5 protein-coding genes are annotated in these 14,296 nt (G+C 76.2%); all 5 read right to left on the bottom strand.

Annotated features, from left to right (window positions below; genetic code table 11):
* Positions 1-13 precede the first annotated feature (13 nt).
* Genes CNX65_RS12655 through CNX65_RS12635 form a run of 5 tightly spaced genes read right to left on the bottom strand, consistent with a single transcriptional unit; the run spans position 14 to position 13,719 of the window.
* Positions 14-1,156, bottom strand: a complete 1,143-nt coding sequence (locus CNX65_RS12655; RefSeq protein WP_096492963.1) for a glycosyltransferase — start codon at positions 1,154-1,156, stop codon at positions 14-16.
* Positions 1,153-1,992 carry an alpha/beta fold hydrolase gene (locus CNX65_RS12650; protein WP_096492962.1) on the bottom strand — a complete coding sequence of 280 codons (840 nt, stop codon included), beginning with the start codon at positions 1,990-1,992 and terminating at the stop codon, positions 1,153-1,155. Before CNX65_RS12650 ends, CNX65_RS12655 begins: the two co-directional genes overlap by 4 nt.
* Positions 1,989-2,303, bottom strand: coding sequence for an acyl carrier protein (locus CNX65_RS12645; RefSeq protein ID WP_096492961.1), 315 nt, complete (start codon positions 2,301-2,303; stop codon positions 1,989-1,991). The genes CNX65_RS12650 and CNX65_RS12645 overlap by 4 nt, the downstream gene beginning before the upstream one ends.
* On the bottom strand, positions 2,300-6,616 hold the full coding sequence (locus CNX65_RS12640; RefSeq protein ID WP_096492960.1) for a type I polyketide synthase: 4,317 nt from the start codon (positions 6,614-6,616) through the stop codon (positions 2,300-2,302). The genes CNX65_RS12645 and CNX65_RS12640 overlap by 4 nt, the downstream gene beginning before the upstream one ends.
* Positions 6,613-13,719: a type I polyketide synthase gene (locus CNX65_RS12635; RefSeq protein WP_096492959.1), complete on the bottom strand. Its 7,107-nt coding sequence runs from the start codon at positions 13,717-13,719 to the stop codon at positions 6,613-6,615. The genes CNX65_RS12640 and CNX65_RS12635 overlap by 4 nt, the downstream gene beginning before the upstream one ends.
* Positions 13,720-14,296 lie beyond the last annotated feature (577 nt).

Here is a 14,296-nt window from a genome sequence, read left to right as displayed (position 1 = left end):
GCGCGCCGGGCGGTCAGCGGGCGACCGCGATCAGGTGGTCGGCCGCGGCGCTCGCGCCGCCTGCCGCGCGGAAGCTGTCCCCGATGGCCCGTGCCGCGTCCCGGTGCCCGCCCGCCGGGTCGAGCACGGCGTCGACGGCCTTGCCGATCGCCTCGGCCCCGGCCCGGTTGAACCGCAGCCGCAGCCCGGCCCCGGCGTCGACCACCTGCCCGGCGACGATGGGCTGGTCGTCGCGGATGGGCGCGAGCACCAGCGGGACGCCGTGCCACAGCGCCTCGCACACCGTGTTGTGCCCCGAGTGGCACACCACCGCCGCGCAGCGCGGGAGCAGCTCCAGCTGCGGGACCCGCTGCCGCACCAGGACGTTGTCGGGCACCGCCCCCAGCTCGCCGCCGGGGTCGACGACCACCGCGCGCAACCCCGGCCGGTCCGCGAACGCCTCGGCCGCCGCGCGCAGGAACCGCCCGCCCACCCCGGTGTTGGCGGTGCCGAGGCTGACCAGCACCACCGGCCGCCCGTCCAGCTCCGCCCACGGGAAGCCGACCCCCGGCCTCGGCTTCCCGAGCGCGGGCCCGACCAGGTGCAGCCCTGGCCGGTCGACGGACCCGGCGAGCGCGGCCGTGGTGAACGCCAGCACGCCGTGCTCCGGGTAGCGGGGATCGTTGCGCGCCACCGGGTTCCCGTGCCGCTCGCGCAGCGCGGCGAGCAGCCCGTCGACCCAGGCGGCGACCTTCGGCATGGACGCCAGCGGGTCCACCAGCTCCGCCGACGTGGAGGCCGACCCGACGCACGGAACGCCGCGCCGCTCGGCCACCAGCGACCCGGCGACCGCGTGCTGGTCGGACACCACCACGTCCGGCTCGAAGGCGTCGACGGCATCGGCCACGCCGGGCGCCATCGCGTCGGCCAGCGGCACGAAGAAGTCCCGCCACAGGAACTGGAACGCCGACGGCCCGGTGAGCCCGGCCGGACGCTCCGCCGGGGCGTCCTCGGGAACCGCGCACGGGAACACCGGTTCCCGCACGAGCGCGCCGAGCAGCTCGCCGTGCCCGGCCCAGGCCACCCGGTGCCCGCGCGCCACCAGCTCGCGCGCCACCCCGGTGAGCGGGTTGACGTGCCCGACCAGCGGCGGCGCGACGAACAGGAACCGGCTCACCCGACGATCCCGGACGCGGCCGGGGTCACGGCGGGGGACGCGGCGGGCAGCTCACCGCCCGCGTCGTGCAGGCCCAGCACCCAGTCCAGCACCAGCTCGCGCACCTCGTGCGGGCGCTCGATCAGCACCGAGTGGCCCTGCTCGGCCAGCACCTCGGCGCGGAACCCGCGCGCCCGCAGCTCGGGGACCTGCGCGGCCAGCCCGGACTCGTCCCCGAACACCGCGAGCATCGGCCTGCCGATCTCCTCCAGCCCGCCGATGACCCGGCTGCGCGGCACGTCGGCGGCCAGCGTCGTGGACTGCAGGATCTTGTTGGCCCCCTTGGACAACCGGGCGGTGTGGCCGCCGTGGTTGGCCTCGATCCAGGCGATGGCCTCGGGGTGGCGCAGCTTGTCGTGCGCGTCGGCCAGTCCCTCGGCGATGTGCCCGGTCCAGGCGCGGGTGGGCGGCTCGGACTCCAGCATCGTGATGCCCGCGACCAGCTCCGGGTGCCAGGCGGCGAGGGCGCAGGCGATGGTGCCGCCGAAGGAGTTGCCGACCACGTGCACCGGCCTGCGCTCGCCGAGCGCGTCGAGCAGGGCGACCAGGTCGTCGGTGAAGTCCTCCAGGCGGTAGCCGGTGGCGGGCCGGTCGCTGCGGCCGTGCCCGCGCAGGTCGTACATCACCACGTCCACCCCCGCCGCCGCGAACGCCGGGCCGAGGGTGAAGTAGTAGCTGGCGAGGCTGTCGGTGAGCAGCCCGTGCACGAACACCACGACCGGCGCGCCGGGGTCACCCCCGGCTGCGGGGAGCAGCTGGACGTGCGTGGTGACGTTCCCGGTCGCGACCCTGCTCACGGCGCCTCCCGCAGCGAGGCGACGACGTGGTCGACCAGCCTGCCCACGGTCAGTGCGATGATCTCGTCCAGCTCCAGGTCCGCGACGAACTCGGCGAAGTTGACCCGGTCGCCGTAGTGCTCGCGCAGTGCGGCGGACAGCGTGACGAGGTCGATGCTCTCCATCTCCAGGTCGCCGTGGAAGGTCGAGTCGCGGGTGATCTCCGCGTCCTCCAGGCCGTAGTCGCCCAGCACCACGCGGAGCATCCCGCTGATGTCGGCCAGCACGGTGTCCGCGTCGGCGGCGCGCCCGGTCGTCGTCCCGCTGCTCATGCCCTGTCTCCCGTCCATGCGACCACGTACCGGCGTTCGGGCAGTCCCGGTGGGTTGGCGGTGTCGCGCAGCCGCACGGCGAACGCGCGGCCGTCGACCTCGACGCGCGCGGCGTCCTCGGTCGCGGCGACCACCCGGAAGGCGCGCGGCCTCCCGCCCAGCCCGGTGCCCAGCGCCTTCCCGACGGCTTCCTTTGCCGCCCAGAACCTGGTGAACCAGTGCGCGCGCTCGCCGGGCAGCCCGGCGAGCAGCGCGAGTTCGGCCTCGTCGCAGGCCGCGTTCTCGGTGCCGCGCGGCCGTTCCTCGACGACCTCGACGTCCACGCCCAGCTCGCCGCGCCCGGCCAGCGCCACGCCAACCTCGCCCGCGTGGGCGAGGGACACGGCGACGCCGCGCGGGTCGAACCCGTGGACTCCGCGCACCAGCGGGCGTCCGGCGTCGTCGTTGCGCACGGCGAGCTCGGCCGGGTAGACCTCGCCGTCGCCCTCGCGCCAGAGCACGGTGCGGGCGGCGTCCTTGGCGGCGATGCGGCCGAGGAGCCAGTGGCGGCGGCGGTGCGGTGGCTGGGCGGTGTAGTCGGCGCGCTCGGCGCCGCCGAGGACGTTGCGCATGACCAGTTCGCGGGTGGCGAGGTCGGGCCAGCGCTCGTGCACGACGGCGAGGTTCCCGTCCACTGTGGACAGCGTGTGCCTGCCGGGCCAGCGGTCGACCAGGCGGATGCCGGGGTCGGTGTCGAAGCGGCGGTCGGCCCAGCCGGTGAAGCGCGCCCACACCCGGCCGTCCGCCGACAGCTCGGCGTCGGCGGTGACCCCGGTCGGGGTGACCTCGGTGATGCGGACGTGGCAGTGCAGCGGGCCGTCCGGGCGCGGGCCGTGGAAGGCGATGTGCCGCATCCGCACCGGGAACACGGTGGTGCGCTCGGGCAGCTCGGTCATCACCCAGTAGCCGAAGACCTGGCCGACGTTGTCGAGCAGCGCGCCGGGGGCGGTCAGCGGGGCGATCGTGCCGCGCACGTGCCGCTCGCCGACCGCGATCAGGTCGGTGACGCCCTGGAAGCGGGGGCCGTGGAACATCCAGCGGTCGCCGTAGAAGCGCTCGGCGGTGAGGTCGGGGACGCGCTCGGGCCGGTCCAGCGGCCACGGCTCGGGCGCGGCGGGATGCCGGTCGGCCAGCTCGACCTCGGCCTGCGAGCAGCCTTCGAGGACGACCCTGATCCGGTTGGGGGACAACGGTTCCACCCGGACGGCGACCTCGGTGGCCGGTTCGGCGACGATCCACTGCAGGAGCCGGACGTCGTGCACGGCCACGGCGCGCTTGCCCGGCGCGGCGCGCTCGGCCAGCTCCATCAGGTGGGTGATCACGGTGGTGGCGGGGACGACGGGCCAGCGGTCGGCGTCGTCGGGCCAGCCCTCGCGCTGGCGGAAGAAGCAGTGGTCGATCAGGTGGGGCATGGTGGCGAGGTCGAACCTGATCGAGGTGGGCACGGCGGGCTGCGGCGCGACCTGCGGTGGTGCGGCCGGGAAGCGCTGGGGCGCAGCGGTCCTGCCCGCGCGGGTGATCCGCGCCGCGGCGTCGGCGGTCTCGCGCAGCAGCGCGGTCAGCTCGGCGGCCAGCGGGCCGTCCCCGAGGTCCAGCCCGCGCGGCGCGGCGGGCGGGGTGAGCGGCGCGCGCTGCTCCAGGGGCAGGGACACCAGCGCGCCGCCGAGGTCGAGCTTCACCGGGGTCCGCCGCCGCGCCGGGACCCCGTTGGCGGGCGGCGACCTCAGGTCCAGCAGCGGCGTCACGTCCGGGTCCGCGCCGTGCGCCCACAGCGCGGTCACCACCCGCCGCAGCTGGGCCAGCCCGCCGTGCGCGGACACCACGAGGTGCTCGTCGGCGGAGAGCCCGTCCGCGACCAGCGACCCGAGCTGACCGGCGCCGAGCTGCACGAACGTGCGGAACCCGGCGTCGTGCATGGCCCGCACCAGCGGCCGGAACCGCACGGGTTCCAGCAGGTGCCGCACGAACAGCGCGCGCACCCGGTCCGGTTCGGCGGGGAACGGCGAGGCGGTGGTGGCCGACCAGACCGGCACGCGCGGCGGGTGCAGGGTGAACCTCGCCGCGCCGTCCCGGATCGGGCCGAGGTAGGGCTCCAGCATGGGGGTGTGGAAGCCGGAGCGGAACGGCAGCACCCGGCTGATCACGCCCCGGCCGCGCATCACCGCGACCACGGCCGCCACCTCGGCCTCCGGCCCGCAGACCATGGACTGGCTGGGCGCGTTGTCGTGGGACAGCACGACGTCCGGGTGCTCGGCCAGCAGCGGCACGACCTCGTCGGCCGAGGTCCCGAGCACCGCGAACACCACGCCGGGCACCTGGAGCGAGGCCGGGTCGAAGCCGTCGAGGAACGCGTCGACCTCCTCCGCGGAGTGGATGCCGCCGACCGCCATGGCGGTCCACTCCCCCACGCTGTGCCCGGCGACGGCGTCCGGCCGCACGCCCACCTGACGCAGGGCCGCGTCGAGCAGCCTGCCGACCTGGAACACGGCGGCCCCGTGGCCGCCGACGTCGCCGACGCGGGCCCCGGTGTCGCGCCAGGGCAGGCCGAAGCGGGCGGCGACGTCGGCCACCTCGGGGGTGAACTCGGCCTCCAGTCCGGGGAACAGGAACGCGGTGCGCCCGCCGAGCGGGGTCGGGGTGAACCAGATGTCGCTGCGCCCGCGCCACGGCGCGCCCTTGGCGACGGCGCGGCGGGCGAGCGCGAGCTTGCGGTCGGTGGGGTCGACGATCCCGATCCGGCAGGGCAGGTCGGTGCGCTCGGTCTCGGCGAGCGGGACCGGGTTCTCCAGTTGAGCCAGGAGTTCCGCCGGGGTGCGGGCGGCCAGCCGCAGCACCCTGGTCGGTTCCACGACCTGCGCCGACCCGGTCTTCCCGGTGCCCCGCACCGGTTCCTGGAGCACGACGTGCGCGTTGATGCCGCCGAACCCGAAGGCGTTGACCCCGGCCCGCCGCACCCCGTCGCTCTCCCACGGCCGGGCCCGCTCGATCGGCGTGAACCGGGTGGCCTCCAGCGCCGGGTGCGGGTCGTCGCAGTGCAGGGTGGGCGGCAGCACCTTGTGGTGCAGGGCGAGCGCGGCCTTGACCAGCCCGGCGACGCCCGCCGCGGGCATGGTGTGGCCGATCATGGACTTGACCGAGCCGAGCACCGCGCGCTCGCCGTCCGCCGGGCCGAACACCTCGGCCAGGGTGGCGAGTTCGGCGCCGTCACCGGCGGGGGTGCCGGTGCCGTGCGCTTCGAGGAGCCCGATGGCGCCGGGCGCGCGCGGGTCGAGCCCGGCGGCGTCCCAGGCCTGCCGCACGGCCCGCGCCTGCCCCTCCTGCGCGGGGTTGAGCAGGCTCGCGGAGCGGCCGTCGCTGGCCACCCCCGTCCCGGAGATCACCGCGTAGACCCGGTCCCCGTCGCGCTCGGCGTCCTCAAGCCGCTTGAGCACGACCACGCCGGTGCCCTCGCCGATCAGCACGCCGTCCGCGTCGCGGTGGAACGGCCGCACCCGCTGGCTGGGCGAGAGCGCGCCGAGCTGGCTGAACACGCTCCACAGCGTGATGTCGTGGCAGTGGTGCACCCCGCCCGCCAGCACCACGTCGCAGCGGCCGGTGGCCAGCTCGCGCACCGCGTGGTCCACGGCCACCAGCGACGAGGCGCAGGCGGCGTCCACGGTGTAGGCGGGGCCGCGCAGGTCGAGCCGGTTGGCCACGCGGGACGCGGCCAGGTTCGGCACGAGCCCGATCGCGGCCTCGGGGGCCTCCGGGCCGAGCTGGTCGGTGAACGACGCCCGCACCCGCTCCAGGCGCGCCTCGTCCAGCTCGGGCGCCAGCTCGCGCAGCGTGGTGACGAGCTGGGTGGCGGTGCGCACCCGCTGGTCCAGCCGCACCAGGCCGGGCGTGAGGTAGCCGCCCCTGCCCAGCACCACGCCGACGCGCCGCCGGTCGGCGGGCAGCGCGGACTCGCCGCCCGCGTCGGCGATGGCGTCGGCGGCGACCTGGAGCGCGATGAGCTGGTCGGGTTCGGTGCCGGGCACCGAGCGCGGCATGACGCCGAACCCGGCCGCGTCCACGGCGGCGTCCACGAACCCGCCCCGGCGGCAGTAGACGCGGTCGGCGCGGCGGGTGCCGTGCGCGTCCGGGTCGTAGAAGCCGGGGTCCCAGCGGTCCGGCGGCACCTCGGTGATGGCGTCCACGCCACCGACGATGTTGCGCCAGTAGGAGTCCAGGTCCGGCGCGCCGGGCAGCAGCACGGCCATGCCGGTGATGGCCACCTCGGTCACGCCGGTCACCAGCCCGAGGCGGTGTAGACGACGGCGTGCCGGTCGTCGGCGCCGTAGGCCAGCTCGCGCAGCAGGCTCAGCGGGCCCTCGTCGGGGTCGATGAGCGCGATGCCGCGCGCCGCGTAGGAGCGCATCAGCTCCGGCGTGACCATGCCACCTCCGGCCGCCGCCCACGGTCCCCAGTGGACGGTCAGGCCGCGCCTGCCCGGCTTGCTCCAGCGGCGGGCCAGCTCTTCCAGCGCGTCGTTGGCGGCGGCGTAGTCGCACTGGCCCCGGTTGCCCAGCGCGGCGGCGATGCTGCCGAACAGGACGGCGTGGCGGGGCGGTTCGGGCAGGGTGTCGACGGCGTCCAGGAGGGTGCGGGCGCCGTCGACCTTGGTGCCGAAGACGCGGCGGAACGACTCGACGCTCTTGTCCGCCACCAGCTTGTCCTCGATGACGCCCGCCGCGTGCACGACGGCGTCGAGGCGGCCGTGCTCGTCGTGGACGCGCTTGACCGTGGTGCGCAGGGCTTCCGCGTCCAGGACGTCCACGGCGTGGTAGCGGGCCTCGCTGCCGAGGCCGGTCAGCTCGGCGAGGGTGGCGCGGACCTCGCGGGCGGCCAGCGCGGCGCTGACGGCGCGCTCGACCTCGGCGGGCGAGGTCATGCCCCGGCTCAGGAACGCGCCGCGCAGGGCGGTGCGGTCGCCTGCGGCGGCCAGGTCCGGGTCCTCGGGGCCCGAGGGCAGCGGGGTGCGGCCGACGAGTTCGAGGCGGCAGCGGGAGGCCGCGGCGAGGGACTTGGCGAACCGGGCGGTGATGCCGCGCGCGCCGCCGACCAGCAGCACCACGGCGTCCCGGTCCAGCCCGGCGGCGAGCGCCTCGGCCGTGCCGTCACCGGCCGGTCCGGCTCCGGAGGAGGCGAGGGGACCGAGGTCCTCGAAGGCGAGTTCCAGCGCGTGGCGGGAGTCCTCGCCGTGCAGGACGACGGGGTGGCCGGACGGGGCGGTGAGCTCGGCGGCGATCGCGGCGACCGGGTCGGCGGCCTCCAGGAGGGCGCAGGGCAGGTCCGGGTACTCGCGGGCGAGGGTGCGGAAGAAGCCGCGCAGCCCGGTGACCGAGCCCTCGCCGCGCCGGTCCACGGCGAGCAGGGCGGTGGGGCCCTCGGTCAGGACCGCCTGGAAGCGCGGGAACTCCTCGGGCAGCGGCGGTTCCGCCGGGTCGAGCGCGCCGAGGTGGACGACGACCGCGCCCGCGGGGGCGTCCGCCAGCGTCGCGCCGAGGGCGGCGAGGCGGGCGGGGATCTCGCGGTCCGCGCCGGTGAGCTGGTCGACGCCGACGAGGTGCACGCGCGCGCCGGTCAGGTCGGTGGTGGCCGGGAGGGGCAGGGGGACCTCCCGGAACACCAGGCGCTTGGGGGCGACGACGGTGGCCTCGGCGGCGGTCGGGGCGGGGGTGCGCGCGGGGGGCGTCAGGGCGGGCGCGCCAGCGGCCGGGGCGGCGGTCAGCACGACCGCCGGGGCGGCGGGAGTCGTTGCGGGGGAAGGGGTCGCGGCGGGCGCGGCGCCGGTGATCAGCGCGGCGATCGCGGCGGCGGTGCGGGCCGCGCTCAGCTCCTCCACCCGCGAGCCGTCGCCCACGTCCAGGCCCAGCCTCGTCGCGACCTCACCCGCGATCTCGGCGCGCTTGATCGAGTCGACGCTCAGGTCCGCCTCCAGGTCCAGCTCGGGCTCGACCATCTCCACCGGGTAGCCGGTGCGCTCGGCGACCACCTCCACGATGGTGCGCAGCACGTCCGGCCCGGTGGCCACGACCGCCGCGACGGCGACGGGCGCGGTGGGCGCGGTCTGCGGGAGGCGGGTGCGCAGGGCGTCGGCGAGCGCGGTGGCGGTGCGGGCGGCGGCGAGGTCGTCCAGTCCGCTGTCCGCGTCGAGCGCGAGCCCGAGCTTCTGGGCCAGCTCGCCCGCGATCTCCACCCGCTTGATGGAGTCCACGCTCAGGTCGGCCTCCAGGTCGAGGTCCGGCTCGACCATCTCCACCGGGTAGCCGGTGCGCTCCGCCACGACCTCCACGACCGCGCGCAGCACGTCCACCACCGGTGCGGGCTGGACGACGGCCACAGCCGCTTGCGCCACAACGTTTTGCGCCACAGCGGATCGCGCCACAGCCGCCTGCGCCGCGGCCACCGGCTCCGCAGCCGTCACCGGTCGCGCGACCTGGTGCAGCACAACGGGTGCGGGCGCCCCTGCCGCGCCGAGGTAGGTCAGCAGCACGTCCCGCTGGGCGGAGATCATCTCACGGCTGGTGCGCAGGAACTCCGCCACCAGCGCGTCGGGCGTTCCGGTCTGCTGCTGGGCCTGCTGCTCGGGCACGATCAGCTCCGCGGTGACTCGGTGGGCGGGGCGCAGCGCGCCGGGCTGGATGCTCCCGTCGGCGCGCCGCACGAGGTGGCCGTCCACGGTCCAGCCGGGGACGGGTGGCGCGTCGGCCGGGTCGACGGCGTCGCGACCGCGCACGAGCGGTCCGGCGAGCACGTCCGCGCCGGACACCGCGAGCACGGCGAGCGCGGTGAGGAACCCGGTGAGCCCGCCGTCGAGGGTGACGACGCGGTGCGGCCGGTCGCCGAGCACGGCGCGGACCAGCCCGCGCAGCACCCGGCCGGGCCCGATCTCCACGAACACGCGGGCCCCCGCGTCGTGCATGGCCTCCAGCTGCTCGGCGAACCGCACGGGCGCGCCGATCTGGGCGGCCAGCTCGGCGCGCACGGCGTCCGCGTCGGCCGGGTAGGGCGCGGCGGTCCGGTTGGCCCACACCGGGATCTCGGGCGCGCGCAGCGGCATCGCGTCCAGCACCCGCTTGAACCGCTCCCCCGCGCCCGCGACGAGCGGGCTGTGGAAGGCGCAGGCGACCGGGATGGCCTTGGTGCCCAGCTTGGCAGCCCGCAACCGCTCCTCCGCCTCGCGGACGGCGGCGGTGGGCCCGGAGAGCACGGTCTGCTTGGGGGAGTTGCGGTTCGCGGCCACCACGGGCAGCCCGTCGACCAGCCGCTCGACCACGTCGGCGGGCGCGGTGACCGCGACCATCGCGCCGGGGTCGCCGGAGCGCACCTGGTCCAGGATCGCCTCGGCGCGGGCGGCGCTGGCGGTGAGCAGGTCGGCCGGGGTGAACACGCCCGCCGCGGCGAGCGCGGCCAGTTCGCCGTAGCTGTGGCCCGCGACCAGGTCGGGGCGGACGCCGAAGGTCGCGAGCAGCTCGGTGGCGGCCAGCTCCACGACGCCGAGCGCGGGTTGCGCGGTGGCCGTGTCGGTGACGCGCTCCCGTTGCCGGGCGGCGGTTTCCCCGTCGAACGCGGTGGGCGGGTACAGCGCGTCCGCCCAGCGGGCGCCCAGGCGCAGGTGGTCGTGCAGCTCGGGGAACGCGACGAGCAGCTCGGCGAGCATCCCCGGCTTCTGGCTCCCCTGACCGGGGAACAGGAACGCGAGCTGGCCGGGTTCGGCGGCGTCGGCGGTGAACACGCCCTCGGTGTCGGTCCCGGCGATCCTCGCGCGCAGCTCGGCCACGCTGCCCGCGAGGATCGCGGTGCGGACCGGTTCCCCGCGCCCGGCGGCGACGTCGGCCCGCGTCGCGGCGAACCGGGCCAGGTCGCGCAGCCGCGCGCCGGGGTGGCGGTCGGCGCGCTCGACGATCGCGGCCCCGGAGTCGTTGCCGCGCAGCAGGAACAGCTCGACCGGCCACTCGTGGAGCGCGTGCCGGGCGGGCGGCTGGTCGTGGGCGCGCAGCACCACGTGGAAGTTGGTGCCGCCGAAGCCGAACGCGCTGACGCCCGCGACGCGGTCGGCGGGGGCGGCGGCCCACGGGCGGGCGGTGGCGTGGAAGGTGAACGGGCTGGTGTCGCGGTCCCAGGCCGGGTTCGGCTTGCTCAGGTGCAGGGTCGGCGGGGTGACGCCGTGGTGCAGCGCGAGCGCGGTCTTGATCAGCCCGGCCAGGCCCGCCGCGCACTTGGTGTGGCCGATCTGGGACTTGACCGAGCCGACCGCGCACGAGCCGGGCCGCGCGCCCGCCTCGGTGAACACCTCGGTGAGGGTGCGCAGCTCGGTGCGGTCGCCGACGACGGTGCCGGTGCCGTGCGCCTCCACGAGACCGACCCGCGCCGGGGAGATCCCGGCGGCGCGGTAGGCGCGGGTGAGGGCGGCGCGCTGGCCCTCGGGGCGCGGGGCGGTGAGGCCGAGGGCGCGGCCGTCGCTGGCGCTGCCGACGCCGTCGATGACCGCGTAGACCCGGTCCCCGTCGCGCTCGGCGTCCTCCAGGCGCTTGAGCACGACGCAGGCGACGCCCTCGCCGAGCGCGATGCCGTCGGCGGCGTGGTCGAACGTGGCGGAGCGGCCGGTGGGCGACAGGGCGTGCACGGAGGCGAACATCAGGAAGTCGTTGATGCCGTTGTGCAGGTCCGCGCCGCCGCACAGCACCAGGTCGCTGCTGCCGGTGACGAGCTCCTTGCAGGCCACGTCGACGGCGGTGAGCGAGGAGGCGCAGGCGGCGTCGACGGTGTAGTTGGCGCCGCCGAGGTCCAGGCGGTTGGCGACGCGGCCCGCGATGACGTTGGCGAGCACGCCGGGGAACGAGTCCTCGGTGAGCCTGGGCAGCTGGGCGTCGAGCGCGGGCGGCACGGAGCCGAGGTAGGCGGGCAGGGTGGTGCGCAGGGTGGTCGCGCCGGACAGGTCGCTGCCGGACTCCGCGCCGAACACCACGGAGGTGCGGGAGTGGTCGGTGCTCGCGTGCGGGTAGCCCGCGTCGAGCAGCGCCCTGCGGGAGGCTTCGAGCGCGAGCAGCTGCACGGGTTCGATGGCGCCGAGGGAGGCGGGCGGGATGCCGTAGGCGAGCGGGTCGAATCCGATGGGCGGCAGGAAACCGCCCCACTTGGACGGGGTGCGCTCGCCGTCGCCGTCCGGGTCGTAGTACAGCTCGGGGTCCCAGCGCTCCGGCGGTACCTCGGTGACGCTGTCGCGACCGGCGAGGACGTTGGCCCAGAAGGAGGGCAGGTCGGGCGCGCCGGGGAACATGCAGGCCATGCCGACGACGGCGACGCGCAGCGGCTTCGGCTCGGGGGCGGTGCGGCGCGGGGCGGCGGCGCGGACCTCCTCCTCGCGCCGGGCCAGGTGCGCGGCGGAACCGGCGGTGACGTCGGCGTGCAGGTCGGCGATCGTGGTGGTGGCCGAGCGCAGCACGCTGACCTCTCCGGCCATGAACATGCCCTCGGCGGCCTGCCGCTCGTGGTCGACGTCGCGCAGCTCGTCGCCGACGCGCTCGACGCCCTTGCTGGCCACGCGCAGGCGGCCGACGTTGAACCGCTCCAGGCGCTCCCACGCCTCCCGGTCGGGGACGCCGTCGCGGGCGAGGTCGGCGCGCAGGGCGGCGAAGTCGCCGGTGAAGCCGCTGGCGACGCAGCGGGTGGCGTGGCCGGGGGCGGTCTGGAGCAGGTCGGTGCGGGTGGCGGTGACCACGTGCCGCTGGAAGACCTCGCCGATCGCGCCCGCGTCGACGGCCTCGACGGTGAACAGGTAGGCGGTGCCCATGAGGACGCCGACCTCCACGCCCGCCCGGACCAGCGGGGCGGCGAGCGCGGCGACCATGGCGGCCGAGCGCGCGTCGTGCACGCCGCCCGCGAAGAGCACCGCCGTCCCGGCTCCCGCCCTGTGCTCCAGGAGGACGTCCACTTGGGACTCCCAGAGCGGGAAGCTGTTGCGGGGCCCCACGTGCCCGCCGCACTCGGCGCCCTCGAACACGAACTTGCGGGCGCCCGCCGCGAGGAACTGGCGCAGCAGGCCGGGTGAGGGGACGTGCAGGAAGGTGGAGACGCCCTTGGCCTCCAGCGCGGCGGCCTGCGCGGGACGGCCGCCCGCGATGATGGCGTGGCTGGGCCGGACCTCCTCGACGACGGCGAGCTGCGCGGCCCGCACGTCCTCGGCGGCGAACCCGAGGATGCCGACGCCCCAGGGCTTCCCGCCCAGCTCGGCGCGGGTGCGTTCGAGCAGGGCGCGGGTCTGGTCCGCCCCGGAGAGCGCGAGGGCGACGAACGGCAGGCCGCCCGCGTCGGCGACGGCGGCGGCGAAGGCGGGGCTGTCGCTGACCCGCGTCATGGGGCCCTGGGCGACGGGGAGGGCGGTGCCGAGAGCGCTCTCACGTTGCGGGGCAAGGGGTTCTGGCCACGAGCGCGCGTCCGGCGGGTCACCGGGCAGCGCGGCGGCGGCGGTCGACGGCGTGCGCTGGGTTCGCGCCGCGCTCTGGTCGCCGAGCAGGGCGGTGCGGGCGGCGTCGTCGGCGAACGCGCCGGTGATCGCGTCGCGCACCCCGCGCACGGCGGCGGCGACGGTGGGCCAGCGGCGGGGGAACGCGGCGGCCAGGGCGACGTCCTGCCCGACCGGCAGCAGCCCGCGCGCCGGGTCGTGGTGCAGCAGCGCGGCGGGGTCCCCCGGCAGCGCGGTGGCGCCCGGCCCGCGCCGGTGCAGGAAGTGGACGCCTTGGTGCACAACGGTTTCCGACCCGTCGAGCCCGCGCAGCGCCTCGGTGGTCGCGACGGGCAGGCCCGCGTCGTCGTACAGCGCGAGCTGGGTGTCCAGCAGCACGCCCGCCGCGCCGCCCGCGACGGCGGCGGCGGCCGTGTGCGGCCCGATGCCGCCCGCGGCCCACACCGGGACGTCGCCGACCTCGGCGAGCAGCTGCTGGAGCAGCACGAACGTGCTCAGCTCACCGACCCGCCCACCGGACTCGCGCCCCCTGGCGACGAGCCCGACCGCGCCCGCCGCGAGCGCGGCAGCGGCTTCGGCGAGGTCGGTGACCTCGACGAGCACCTCGCGGTCGACGAACTCGGCCGGTGAGCGCGCGGGGTCGGCCAGCAGCACGACCTCGGCGGCCTCGGGCAGCGCGGGCACGACCGAGTCCGGCCGCACGCGCACGCCGAAGCGGCCCGGTGTCCAGCGGGCGGTGTCCGCGAGCGCGCGCACCGCCCCGCCGAGGTCGGCGGGCAGCTCCAGGACCGCGAGCGCACCGGCGCGCGCGGCGGCGGCGGTGAGTCGCGGCGCGGACCGGTGGACCGGGTTGAGCGCGATGACCAGTTCCGAACGAACCACTCGCATGAACGTCTCCCGGCACGGCGAGTAGGCGACCCGATGATCGATCAGCCGTAGTCAAGAGAAGGAGGCACGACGGGGTCAACACCCCCCGTTCGGCCGGCAGGAAACGCTTTCGAAAAAGGATCGGGGACAAATTGTTCGGAACCGCACGGCGGCTGAACTGGGCAGTAACCTGGCAGATCGAGAATTTCCGCCCACCCAGGTCACGACCTCGTCATGCATCCGACACCAAAGCATTACGGCTCACGCAAAATTTGTGAGCAAGATCACAACCATTCGGTGTAGTGGTGGATACACCAGCAGCCCCACCGGATTCGTCCGACGATCCTTACCCCTCAGGGGAACCGGGTACACCCCCGCCACCGGCCGCGGGCGTGCCGCTGAATAGCCAGACAACAACCGATAAACACTCAATTCAGCGTTGACGAAAGTCCCCGATCGCCGTATTGCGCAACCCCGATTCCGCCCGCACGACACCCCCGGTCAACACGAACCCCGCCGAAGGAAAAACCCGAGGCCCGTTCAGCCGCGCGCGACCACGACGAGTTCACCCGAGGGCGAGTGGCCCCACCTCCACCGC

It is taken from the genome of Actinosynnema pretiosum (assembly GCF_002354875.1).
Taxonomy (GTDB): domain Bacteria; phylum Actinomycetota; class Actinomycetes; order Mycobacteriales; family Pseudonocardiaceae; genus Actinosynnema; species Actinosynnema auranticum.
The sequence above is the reverse complement of the archived record's forward strand: the minus strand, read 5'-3'. Positions and strand labels throughout refer to the sequence as shown.

Excerpts from the sequence above, each read along its gene's own strand:
- CNX65_RS12635 (WP_096492959.1), bottom strand. The coding sequence starts at position 13,719 with ATGCGAGTGGTTCGTTCGGAACTGGTCATCGCGCTCAACCCGGTCCAC.
- CNX65_RS12645 (WP_096492961.1), bottom strand. The coding sequence starts at position 2,303 with ATGAGCAGCGGGACGACGACCGGGCGCGCCGCCGACGCGGACACCGTG.